General features: G+C 68.7%; 11 protein-coding genes. 6 read left to right on the forward strand and 5 right to left on the reverse strand.

What is annotated here, in order from left to right; translation table 11 throughout:
* Positions 1-109: 109 nt before the first annotated feature.
* Positions 110-1,693, reverse strand: coding sequence for a glycoside hydrolase family 68 protein (locus tag CFB52_RS21705; protein ID WP_099317397.1), 1,584 nt, complete (start codon positions 1,691-1,693; stop codon positions 110-112).
* A gap of 188 nt (positions 1,694-1,881) precedes the next feature.
* On the opposite strand from CFB52_RS21705, the gene CFB52_RS21710 reads away from it, so the two are divergent.
* The 5 genes from CFB52_RS21710 to CFB52_RS21730 all read left to right on the forward strand — a co-directional run bounded on the left by CFB52_RS21710 (position 1,882) and on the right by CFB52_RS21730 (position 6,998).
* Positions 1,882-2,910 (forward strand): substrate-binding domain-containing protein, encoded by a 1,029-nt coding sequence (locus tag CFB52_RS21710; RefSeq protein ID WP_089465554.1) that lies wholly within the window; start codon positions 1,882-1,884, stop codon positions 2,908-2,910.
* 349 nt (positions 2,911-3,259) lie between these two features.
* On the forward strand, positions 3,260-3,946 hold the full coding sequence (locus CFB52_RS21715) for a type 1 glutamine amidotransferase domain-containing protein (RefSeq protein WP_059574523.1): 687 nt from the start codon (positions 3,260-3,262) through the stop codon (positions 3,944-3,946).
* Between the two features lie 141 nt (positions 3,947-4,087).
* Positions 4,088-5,197, forward strand: a complete 1,110-nt coding sequence (locus CFB52_RS21720) for an NADH:flavin oxidoreductase/NADH oxidase (protein ID WP_099317398.1) — start codon at positions 4,088-4,090, stop codon at positions 5,195-5,197.
* A gap of 137 nt (positions 5,198-5,334) precedes the next feature.
* A complete protein-coding gene (locus tag CFB52_RS21725) occupies positions 5,335-6,405 on the forward strand; it encodes an AI-2E family transporter (protein ID WP_059574519.1) in 1,071 nt (356 codons plus the stop codon).
* A gap of 218 nt (positions 6,406-6,623) precedes the next feature.
* Positions 6,624-6,998, forward strand: a complete 375-nt coding sequence (locus CFB52_RS21730; RefSeq protein WP_099317399.1) for a hypothetical protein — start codon at positions 6,624-6,626, stop codon at positions 6,996-6,998.
* Positions 6,999-7,037: 39 nt separating this feature from the next.
* Here CFB52_RS21730 and CFB52_RS21735 read toward each other — a convergent pair whose 3' ends face one another.
* Positions 7,038-7,832 carry an SDR family NAD(P)-dependent oxidoreductase gene (locus CFB52_RS21735; protein WP_099317400.1) on the reverse strand — a complete coding sequence of 265 codons (795 nt, stop codon included), beginning with the start codon at positions 7,830-7,832 and terminating at the stop codon, positions 7,038-7,040.
* Between the two features lie 158 nt (positions 7,833-7,990).
* On the opposite strand from CFB52_RS21735, the gene CFB52_RS21740 reads away from it, so the two are divergent.
* Positions 7,991-8,836: an AraC family transcriptional regulator gene (locus CFB52_RS21740; protein WP_099317401.1), complete on the forward strand. Its 846-nt coding sequence runs from the start codon at positions 7,991-7,993 to the stop codon at positions 8,834-8,836.
* Between the two features lie 12 nt (positions 8,837-8,848).
* Here the strand turns inward: CFB52_RS21740 and CFB52_RS21745 are convergent, their stop codons facing one another.
* The 3 genes from CFB52_RS21745 to CFB52_RS21755 all read right to left on the reverse strand — a co-directional run bounded on the left by CFB52_RS21745 (position 8,849) and on the right by CFB52_RS21755 (position 11,721).
* A complete protein-coding gene (locus CFB52_RS21745) occupies positions 8,849-9,436 on the reverse strand; it encodes a LysE family translocator (protein WP_059574512.1) in 588 nt (195 codons plus the stop codon).
* 99 nt (positions 9,437-9,535) lie between these two features.
* The gene (locus tag CFB52_RS21750; protein WP_099317402.1) at positions 9,536-11,029 is read right to left on the reverse strand and encodes a heavy metal sensor histidine kinase; all 1,494 of its coding nucleotides are present in this window, start codon (positions 11,027-11,029) and stop codon (positions 9,536-9,538) included.
* Positions 11,026-11,721: a heavy metal response regulator transcription factor gene (locus CFB52_RS21755; RefSeq protein WP_011547791.1), complete on the reverse strand. Its 696-nt coding sequence runs from the start codon at positions 11,719-11,721 to the stop codon at positions 11,026-11,028. The genes CFB52_RS21750 and CFB52_RS21755 overlap by 4 nt, the downstream gene beginning before the upstream one ends.

Raw genomic sequence — 11,721 nt, forward strand, 5'->3', positions numbered from 1 at the left:
ACGGCATGCGCAATGGAGGAAAGAAAAAAGAGGAGGCGCACACGCGACACGCGCGATACGCGCCTCCTGAACCTCGTGCCTTTATCGACGACGGTTATTGTTGGTCATCCTAATTGGCCTGGGCGTTGCCGTCGTTGTGGCCGGCCCCCGTCGCGGGCAGGTTCGCCGGGATGTCGCCGTAGCCGCCGAGGCCGCCGCGTCCATACGCGCGGTCGACCGACGTCGACGTGCCGTTGATGTTCACCTTCACCGTCGGTGCGAGCGTGCCGCCGCGGCGCGGGCCGATCGCATCGATGAACGACTCGACGAGCCCGCCCGGCATCACGTAGTGCGAATACGACTGGAATTCGCGCGGGTTCTGGTTCGGGTCCTGCGAATACGGCGCGCCGGCCGGGGCGGAGAAGTCGGTCGGGTTGCCGAGCACGAGGCCGCTGCCGCCGTTCAGCGGCAGGAAGTCGCTGCGGATGCCGTTGCCGACGAAGCCGTACACGCCGTCCGGGCCGTCGACGCCGGCCGCCATCGTCGTGCGGTGGCTGATCGTGAACAGGTAGTACTTGCCGTCCTTCAGATAGATCTGCGGGCGCTCGGTCTGGTCGTCGACGCAGTTCGCCGACAGGATCGGCGGCAGGAACTTCCACTCGGTCAGTTGCGGGTTCGTCGCGACCGCGAGGCCGACGTTGGCCTTTTGATACACTGCGCCCGAATTCATCACCGCGTTGAGGTCTTCGCGGTTCGGATCGTTCGGCGCGTAGCCGAGATCGGCCTCGGTGCAGGTGCGTGCGCCGCGCGGGCCGCCGGTGTTGCCTTCGAACACCATGTAGGTCTTGCCCGGATGCGCGGGGTCGGTGAACACGAACGGATCGCGGAACGAGAAGTAGGTGTTCTGCTGGCCGGTCTGGTAGTACTTGCCGTCCGGTTCCAGCAGCGGCTTGTGATCGCCGAAGCCGGTGAACCACACGTGCTTGTCGTCGGCGTGGATGTTGCCGTCGGTGCGCGTGATGATCGCCTGCGGCGGCGTGATGTCGGCGCCGCCGGGCGCCGAGCGGTTGAACGACGTCGCGGTGTAGTACAGGCTGACGTTGCTGCCGTGCGTGAGGCGCGCGGAGCCCGACCATTCGGCGTTGTTGGTCATCGGCGCGGTGCCGAATACCTTGGCGCTCGCGCCGTCCGGGAACAGGTGGCCGCCCCAGGTCCAGCCGCCGTTCGCGGGGCGTTGCGACGCGGGGATGCCCGCGCGGCGATAGAAGAAGCCGATGCGGGCGTGCACGTGCCGGTCGTCGAACGTGTAGCCCGCGTGCGGATCGGCGGTGAGCGAGAAGATCACCTCCCAGCCCTTGTAGCTGAGCTGGTTCGCGCGCAGGTCGGCCAGCGGCCACGTGTCCCACACCCACACGTTCGAGTTGATCAGCGGGAAGTCCTGCGGGATGTCCGGCATCGTCAGTGCTTGCGGCAGCGAGTTCTTGTCAGCACCGGCGGTGTGCGATTGCGGGACGATCTGGCGGATGTCCGCTCGCGTCCAGCGCATCGTGAAGTTGCCTTCGGGATCGTAGGCTTGCTGCGTGTGGGGCGTGGGCAGGGGCGCGCCCGTGCCGCCGGACTGCGCGTGCGCGACGGACGCGAAGGCGGCGAGTGCGCCGCCAGCGAGCAGCAAACGTTTGGCCGCGGTCGGGCGGAAAAGGGGAAAGTATGTCATCTCGTCGTTGTTTCCTGGAAAAGGTGAAAGTGAACGGCTGAGTGGGCATCGATGTCCAAACCGGTTTGGATGCTATTTCAAACCGGTTTGGAACGCAAAAGATATTTAATTGACGGTAATCGTTACCAATTGGAAATAATTACCTGGTCGGCGCGTCCCGATGGCCGGGCGGCCGGGCGGAGCGGCGAATGCGAGGAGTGACGGTGAAGGTGAATCTGAAGGCGCTGTCGGACGCGCTCGGTCTGTCGCGCACGACGGTCAGCCGTGCGTTGAACGGTTACGACGACGTCAGCGAGGCGACGCGCGAGCGCGTGGCGAAGGCCGCGCGGGAAATGGGCTACGTGGCCGATCCGACCGCGCGCCGGCTGGCGACCGGGCGGGCCGACATGATCGGCATCGTCTATCCGTTCGGCGCCGGCGATCTGGGCGATCCGCGCTTCGGCGAGGTCGTCGCGGGCATCACCGAGCGGCTCGCCGAGCGCAATCTCGATTTCATCATCGCGTCGGCGCGACCGAATGCGGAACTGGACACCTACCGGCGGATCGTCGACGGCAAGCTCGTCGACGGGCTGATCGTCGCGCGCACGCTGGTCGACGATCCGCGGCTCGCGTACCTGCAGGCGAGCGCGTTTCCGTATGTCGCGTACGGCCGCACGCAGTCGGCCGGCCCGTATGCATGGTTCGACTTCGACAACGAGGCGGGCGCGCGCGACGCGGTGCGCCGGCTGATCGGCTTCGGGCATCGGCGCATCGCGATGATCAGCGCACCGCTGGCGCTGAATTTCGCCGCGCAACGGCGCGCCGGCTGTCTGTCGGCATTGCGCGAAGCCGGTATCGACGCGGATCCGGCGCTGCTCGTCGAGTGCCCGTTTACGCACGACGGCGGGGGGCAGGCAGCGCGGGCGCTGCTTGCGCAGGCCGAGCCGCCGACCGCGCTGCTGGTCGACAACAACATCGCGGGCGGCGGCGCATTTCGCGCGCTGGTCGACAGCGGGGTGCGCCTGGGTGCGGACCTGTCGCTGATCGTCTATGACGGCGTGCCGCCCGATATCGCGCATCCGTATCGTGTCACGGCGGTCGTGCAGCCGACCGGGCATGCATCCGGGCGCGCGCTAGCGGAACTGATGCTGCGGCTGCTGGACGACGGCGCGCGTGAGCATCGGCTCGAAGCGCCGACGATCGAAGCGGGCGACACGGACGGTCCGTTGCGCGGCTAGGTCTTCCGGCCGCGGCGAACCGAGGGCGGATGAGCGGGGCGGCGGGCGTGGTCGAACGACGCGCCGTCGCAAAGGCCATGACGTCGGCAGGGGCGAATGCGTGTTCTTCTAGACGACCGGTCTAATCCAGGGATATGATCCGTGCCGGTGAATGCGGCGACGTCCCTGGCGGATTCAGGCAGCGGGATGCCGTCGTTTTATTTCGGCCGCTTCTAGACGACTGGTCTAATAGGCATATATCGCATGCGGAGAAATGATTCGCACGTTGCCGCGCGCGGCCTGACTAACCGACAGGCGTGCCGCGACGTGCGGCGTCGTTCCCCGTTCATTTTCGAAGGAGTGTCCGATCATGAAGATTCTGGTTGTCCTGACCTCGCACGACACGCTCGGCGACACCGGCAAGAAAACCGGCTTCTGGCTCGAGGAATTGGCCGCGCCGTACTACACGTTCAAGGATGCGGGCGTCGAGCTGACGCTGGCGTCGCCGAAGGGCGGCCAGCCGCCGCTCGACCCGAAAAGCAGCGACCCGACGGCCCAGACCGACGCGACGCGCCGCTTCGACGCCGATGCGGCGGCCCGGGCCGAACTCGCGTCGACGCGCAAGCTGGCCGATGTGTCGATGGACGATTACGACGCCGTGTTCTACCCGGGCGGTCACGGCCCGCTGTGGGATCTCGCCGAGGATCTACATTCGATCGGCCTGATCGAGCGCGCGCTCGCGGCCGGCAAGCCGGTCGCCGCGGTCTGCCACGCGCCGGGCGTGCTGCGCCACGTGAAGAACCCGCAGACCGGCGAGTCGGTCGTGCGCGGCAAGCGTGCGACGGGCTTCACCAACAGCGAGGAAGCGGCCGTCGAGTTGACCGAAGTCGTGCCGTTCCTCGTCGAGGACATGCTGAAGACCAACGGCGCGGCATTCGAGCGCAGCGCCGACTGGGCGCCGCATGTCGTCACCGACGGGCTGCTGATCACCGGGCAGAACCCCGCGTCGTCGGCGCCCGCGGCCGAGGCGCTGCTCGCGAAGCTCGGCCACCGCTAAACACGCGGCGCCGGCCCGGCCGGTGCCGCGTCCTTGCCGTCGCCGGGCGCAGCCGGCCCGCCGACGGCCCGCATCGTTGCGCCGTGCGCCCCGTACGGCGCATTCCCAGCCGTTTTGCAGAACCAAGCAAAGGAGTCGTGGATGTCTGCCCTGTTCGAACCGTTCAAACTCAAGGATGTCACGCTGCGCAACCGTATCGCGGTGCCGCCGATGTGCCAGTACGTCGCCGAGGACGGCGTCGTCAACGACTGGCATCACGTGCATCTGGCCGGCATCGCGCGCGGCGGCGCGGGCCTCGTGATCGCGGAGGCGACGGCCGTGTCGCCGGAAGGCCGCATCACGCCCGGCTGCGCGGGGTTGTGGAACGACGCGCAGGCCGACGCGTTCGCGCCGTCGGTCGCGGCGATCAAGGCGGCCGGCGCGGTGCCCGGTATCCAGCTCGCGCACGCGGGCCGCAAGGCGAGCGCCAACCGCCCGTGGGAAGGCGACGACCATATCGCCGACGGCGATCCGCGCGGCTGGCAGACCATCGCGCCGTCGGCCGTGCCGTTCGGCGCGCATCTGCCGAAGGTGCCGCGCGAAATGACGCGCGACGACATCGCGCGCGTGCAGGCCGACTTCGTCGCGGCGGCGCGGCGCGCGCGCGACCTCGGTTTCGAATGGCTGGAGCTGCACTTCGCGCACGGCTATCTCGGCCAGAGCTTCTTCTCGGTGCATTCGAACCAGCGCACCGATGAATACGGCGGTTCCGCCGAGAACCGCGGCCGTTTCCTCGTCGACACGCTCGCGGCCGTTCGCAAGGTCTGGCCCGAGCATCTGCCGTTGACCGCGCGCCTGGGCGTGATCGAATACGACGGTCGCGACGAGGAGACGCTCGCCGAGTCGATCGCGCTCACGCAGCGGATGAAGCGGGAAGGGCTCGACATGCTGAGCGTGTCGGTCGGCTTCTCGACGCCCACCGCCCAGATTCCGTGGGGCCCGGCGTTTCTCGCGCCGATCGCCGAGCGCGTGCGCCGCGAGGCCGGGCTGCCGGTGTCGTCGGCGTGGGGGATCGATACGCCGCAACTGGCGAATCGCGTGGTGGCGGAGCAGCAACTCGATCTCGTGATGGTCGGCCGCGCGCACCTGGCCGACCCGCACTGGCCGTACTACGCGGCCAGGCAGCTCGGTGTCGAGCGTCCGTCGTGGACGCTGCCCGCGCCGTACGCGCACTGGCTCGAGCGCTACCGGGTCGCCGACAAGGTGGCGTGAGCGACGCGTGACGACGCAGCGCCCGGGCGGCCCGCGCATCGCGCGTGCCGCCGATCCGGCGCCGATGGATAGAATGGCGGTTCGCGCAGGCCGGTTGCCTGCGCGAACCGCCATTTTTTCATTTCGACCGAGGTGCCATGGGCGCGCATGTCCCGTCGTCTTCCGATTCCGCCGCGCGGCCGCGCGCCCAGCAGATCGCCCGCGTCGCGCTGTATGCGGCGTTGCTGGTGCTCGCGCTGTGGGTGATCCGCGATTTCATTCCCGCCATCGCATGGGCCTGCGTGATCGCCATCGCGATGTGGCCGCTGCTGAAATGCTTTGAATCGCACCGGCTGTTCCGCAACCGGCCGACGCTGATCGCGACCGTCATCACGGCGGCGATTTCGCTGCTCGTCGTGCTGCCGGTGGCCGTCGCGACGACCCAGGCGATCGCACAGGCGCACGATCTGCGCGAGTGGCTGCGCACGATCCAGGACAACGGCATTCCGCTGCCGGACGTGGTCAGCCGGTTGCCGTACGGCGCGGCGCAGATCACCGAATGGTGGCAGGCCAATCTCGGCCATCCGCTGCATGCGGCCACCGCGATGCACGGCGTCAACGGCGAGAAATTCATCGCGTTCGGCCGGCACTTCGGCACGAAGCTTGCGCACGTGCTGCTCGAATTCGGCTTCATGCTCGTCACGCTGTTCGTGATCCTGCGCGCCGGCCACAAGCTGTCGGGTGCGTTGCTGCAGGGCGCGCGGCGTGCGTTCGGGCGCAACGGCGCGGAACTGATCGAGCGCATGGTCGCGGCCGTGTACGGCACGGTGACGGGGCTCGTCGTCGTCGGGCTCGGCGAGGGCGCGTTGCTCGGCGTCGCCTATGCGCTCGCGGGCGTTCCGCACGCGGCGCTGCTCGGCCTCGTCACGGCGGTCGCCGCGATGCTGCCGTTCTGTGCGCCGGTCGTGTTCTGCGGCGCGGCGCTCTGGCTGTTCGTGCAGGGGGCGACGATGTGGGCCGTCGTGATCGCGGCGCTCGGGTTCATCGTCGTGTTCGTCGCCGAGCATTTCGTGCGGCCGGTGCTGATCGGCGGTTCGACACGGCTGCCGTTCCTGCTCGTGCTGTTCGGCATCCTCGGCGGGGCGGAGACGTTCGGCCTGATCGGGCTGTTCGTCGGTCCCGCGCTGATGACGGTGCTGACGATGCTGTGGGCCGAATGGATTGCCTGACCGCGCATGCCGGTTCGACGCGGCGGCGCAGCGGCGCAGCGGCGCGGTTGCGCGCACGGGCGCCGGTTGCAACGTTCGTTGACGATTCGGCTGGCGCGGATGCACGCCAGCGCGGGGATTCGGACAGAGATCTCTACATTTCTTTTCGATCCGGACCCAAAGGTCGAGTAGCATGGGGCTTTCGATCACGCCGGCATGGCGCAGCAGATTTCCCGAGCATGCGATTGATTTCGATGTCCCGTCCCGCGGCGGCGCTGTCCGTGGCCGCCGGCTGCCTGATGTTGCACGGCTGTGCCTGGTTCGACGCGTGGCTGCCGTTCTCGTACTCGCGCACGCCGCTCGCGCGGGCCGCGTCGCGGCATGGCGCGACGCGCGCCGACGTCGTCCGCGTCGCCGGCAACCCGCGCAGCGTGTGGATGGTCCGCAACGGCAGCGGCGTCTGCTACAACTATTTCATCGAGCACGGCAACGATCACCGCGCGTACTTCGTCGTGTTCGACAAGGCCGGCGTCGTCACGCGGTACGGCTTCGATTCCTGCATGGACGCCGACCGCAAGGGCGCGCTTCGCTCGGAGAAGGCCGCTTCGCGCTAGCGCGGCCGACCTGCGCCGCGCGAGCGTGTCACGCAGTCGTCACGCGATCGTGTCGACCACGCCGCCATCGACGCGCAACGCCGCGCCGGTCGTCGCCGACGCCTGCGGCGAGCACACGTACACGACCAGGTTCGCGACTTCCTCGGTCGTCGCCGGCCGCTGGATGATCGAGCTCGCGCGCTCGCTGCGCACGAATTCCACCGCGATGTCGTCGATGCTGCGGCCCGTTTCGTCGGCCTGCGCCTTCAGCATCTCGCGCACGCCTTCCGACATCGTCGGCCCCGGCAGCACCGAATTGACGGTCACGCGGGTGCCGGCCGCGAGCTTCGCGAGGCCGCGCGCGATCGACAGTTGCGCGGTTTTCGTGAACCCGTAATGGATCATGTCGACCGGGATGTTCAAGCCCGATTCCGACGAAATGAACACGATGCGCCCGGCATTGCGTTCGATCATCCCTTTCAGGTAATGCCGCGCGAGCCGCACGCCGGACATCACGTTCATCTGAAAATAATGTTCCCATTCGACGTCGTCGATGTCGAAGAACGGCTTCAGGCCGTAGATGCCCGCGTTGTTGACGAGAATGTCGGCATCCGGCGTGTGCTGCGTGACGCGCGCGACGCCGGCCGCGTCGGACAGGTCGGCGGCGACGCCGTCGAGGCTTGCGTCTGGCACGGCGTCGCGCAGTTTCTCGAGCGCGGACTGCACCGACGCGTCGCTGCGGCCGTTGACGACGACGTGCGCGCCGGCGCGCGCGAGCCCTTCGGCGATCGCGAACCCGATGCCGGCGGTGGAAGCGGTGACGACCGCGGTCTTGCCTTTCAGATCGATCTGCATGAGTGGTACCGGTTGGAAGAGGAAGCGGAACCCGCCGCGTCTGCCGCGGCGGCCGAATTCAAAGCTTAGGCGATCCAGCCGCCAGGCGTCGGCTCGCGGTTGCGCGGCGCCGCACAGTCTTGTACGGTGAGCGTTCGTCCGAACCGGGAGCCTGCCGCGTGAGCCGTACCGCCAACCGATCCGCCGTGCCGTCGCCGTTCTGGCGCGATGCGGCGCTGCCGTTCATCGAGGCGCGCACCGTCGACGACGGGCGCGCGATCTGCTATGCGAAGCACACGCACGACACGTTTTCGGTGGGCGCGATCGTCGGCGGCACGAGCACGTACGTGAACGGTGCGACGAACGCACACGTCGGGCGCGGCGTGCTCGTGATCATCGATCCCGAGCAGGTGCACGCGTGCAACCCGTACGGCCCCGATGCGTGGGCGTACCGGATGGTCTATGTCGACGTGCCGTGGCTCGCGCGGCTGCAACACGCGCTGGGCCGCGATCCGAACCGCGATTTTCACGGGTTTTCGACGAAATGGACCGAGCGCGGCGATCTGTTCGCGCAATTCGGCGGCTTCTACCGCACGCTCGTGTCGCCCCGCGTCGATGCGCTCGGCAAGGAGAGCGCGGCGGTCGAATTCTTCACGGCGCTGCACGGCGCGCTCGAACGCGAACCGCCCGATTCGCGGCCGGGCGACGACAACGCGAAGCTCGCGCGCGCGGCCGACTACATCGCCGCCCATTGCCGCGAGGCCGTCACGCTCGATGCGATCTGCGCGGCGGCCGACCTGTCGCCGTCGTACCTGATCCGCGCGTTCAATGCGCGCTACGGGATGACGCCGCATGCGTTCCTGATCGATCGGCGCGTGCAGTACGGCCGCACGGAACTGCGCCGCGGCCGGCCGATCGCCGAAGTCGCGCTCGATGCCGGCTTTGCGGACCAGGCGCATTTCCAGCGCGCGTTCCGGCGAATCGCGGCCGCGACGCCCGGGCAGTACCGCAGTGCGATGCGCTGACCGGCGAAGCCGCTACACGTCGAGCAGCAACAGCGCGCTGCCCGCGAGTAGCAGCGCCATCAGCCGGTTGAACACGCGCATGCGCCGTGCGTTCGCGAGCCGGTGCCGCAACGACGCGCCCGCATAGCCCCAGCATGCGATCGACGCGAAGCAGATCACCAGATACAGCGCGGCGAACTGCCAGACCTGCGCACGGTCGCCATCGGCCGCATATGCGCCCATCGCGGCCACGCATGCGAGCCACGCCTTCGGGTTGAGCCACTGCATCGCCGCGCCGGCCGCCGCCGACGGGCCGGCCACGTCCGGATCGGCCGACAGCCGGCCGTCGTCGAGCGCGAGCCGCAACGCCATATACAGCAGGAACGCGATCCCCGACCACTGCGTGGCCGTCGTCAGCACGGGCCAGCGCGCGAGCGCCGCGTGCAGGCCGAGGCCGATCAGCAGGAACAGCGCGACGAAGCCGAGCGTCGCGCCGGCCGCGTAGCGCAGGCTCGCGCCGAGGCCGTGGCGCGCGCCCGCGCCGAGCGCGACGATGTTGACGGGACCGGGGGTGATCGACGAGGCGAGCGCGAACGCGGCCATCGAAACCAGCATGCTCATCAGATGTCTCCATGCGACATGTCGAAAGTCGCATCGAGACTACGGGCGCCGCGTCGGTCCGTATTGAAGAAAACTGCCCTCGGCGGCGCGCGGCCGCCGTCAGTGCAGTGCGCCCGGCGCGTGCGCCGGGCGAGCGCCGTGGAGATCGGCCGGATTCGCCGAATCGGTGGAATCGGTGGAATCGGGCGGGCCGGCGGCGTCGCCCGGACGCAGCGGCCCGCCCGAGCCGGGCTGCGTCGACACCGAGAAGCCGAACGTATTGACGCCGCCCGAGCACGCGACGAACACGCCGCCGCCGTGCATCTCCGCCACGGCCTTGACGATCGACAGCCCGAGCCCGTGGTTTTCCTTGCTGTTCGCGCGCGCTTCCTCGAGCCGGTAGAAACGTTCGAACACGTGCGAGCGCTGCACCGGGTCGATCGGCTCGCCCGGGTTCGACACGGCCATCTCGACGAGCGTGCCGCGGTGCGTGATCGTCACGTTCAGCGTCGCGCCGGGCGCCGAATGCTGGATCGCGTTGATCAGCAGGTTCGTCATCGCGCGGCGGAACAGCGACGGATCGACGGCCGCGCGCGCATCGCCGTGCAGTTCGGCGCGCAACCGCGCCTCGTCGAGCGGGATTTCGAGGAAGTCGAGCATGCGCCGCACCTCGTCGGCCAGCGACACGTCCTTCAGGTCGGTCGCGCGTTCGCCGCGATCGCTGCGCGACAGGAACAGCATGTCGTTGATGATCACGCGCAGCCGCTCGAATTCCTCGAGGTTCGACTGCAGCGTCTGGCGCATCCGGTCGACCGAGCGGTCGCGGCTCGTCAGCGCGACCTGGGTCTGGCCGATCAGGATGCTGATCGGCGTGCGCAGCTCGTGCGCGACGTCCGCGTTGAACGCTTCGAGCCGCGCGTAGGTTTGCTGGATGCGTTCGAGCGCGCCGTTGAACGACGTCGCGAGATCGCGCAGCTCGGTCGGCAGCGCGTCGGTGTGCAGGCGCTGGCGGCGGTTCGTCGCGCTCACGCTCGCCGCGTCCTGCGACAGCCGGTCGAGCGGCGCGAGCCCGAAGCGCGCGACCGCGCGGCTCAGCAGCAGCGTGATCACGGTGGCCGTCGCGATCAGCGCGGCCAGCGTCCAGCCGAAGCGGCGCAGCATCCGCTGCGTACGCTCGCACGACGTCGCGACGACGAGCTGCAGCGTCGGCCGTTCGCCGGCGCCGGCCAGCGTGACGGTTTTCGTCATCACCGCGTAGCTGCTGTCGTTGAGCTGGTAGCGCTGGAACGCGCCGAACGGCGGATCGAGCGGCACGCCGTTGACGGGGCTGCCGAAGCGAAACGCGGGGTCGGGGCTGACGACCTGATAGTGCGTCGACCCGTCGGGCGGTTCGAGGTCCGCGAGCTTTTCCTGCATCAGGCGGCCGCGCGCGGCCGTGGTCGCGTGCGACACGATCATCGCGGCGACTTTGGCGCGCGTGTCGAGCGTCGCGCGCAATTCGGCGAACAGTTGCCGTTCCATCATCACGAACAGCCCGCAGCCGACCAGCGTGAACACCAGCAGCGACACGATGCCGAACATCGCCGAGAGCCGCAGGATGATCGAGCGTTTCATGCGCGCCGCTCCGTGTCGCCGTCCTCGCGCGCCTCGAGCACGTAGCCCATCCCGCGGATCGTGTGCAGCAGCTTCTCCGCGAACGGGCCGTCGAGTTTCGCGCGCAGGCGCTTGATCGCCGTCTCGACGACGTTCGCGTTGCTGTCGAAGTTCACGTCCCACACGAGTTCGGCGATCGTCGTCTTCGACAGCACCTCGCCGCTGCGCCGCGCGAGCACGCCGAGCAACTGGAATTCCTGCGCGGTCAGGTCGAGCCGCGCGCCGTCGCGGGTCGCGCGGCGGCCGATCAGATCCACGCGCAGGTCGCCGATCGAGATCAGCGTCGATTCCTGCACGCGCGCGCGGCGCGTCAGCGCGCGCAGCCGTTCGATCAGTTCGAGGAACGAGAACGGCTTGGTCAGGTAGTCGTCGGCGCCGCCGCGCAAGCCCCGCACGCGGTCGTCGACGCGATCGCGCGCGGTCAGCATGATCACGGGCGTCTGCTTCTGCGCGCGCAGCGCACGCAGCACGCCGAAGCCGTCGAGCTTCGGCAGCATCACGTCGAGCACGACCACGTCGTAGTCGAATTCGACGGCTTTCCACGCACCGTCCTCGCCGTCGAGCGCGGTATCGACGACCCAGCCTTCCTCGGTCAGGCCGCTCTTCAGGTATTCGACGACTTTCGGTTCGTCTTCGACGATCAGCACTTTCAT

It is taken from the genome of Burkholderia sp. AU18528, from assembly GCF_002223215.2.
Lineage (GTDB): Bacteria > Pseudomonadota > Gammaproteobacteria > Burkholderiales > Burkholderiaceae > Burkholderia > Burkholderia semiarida.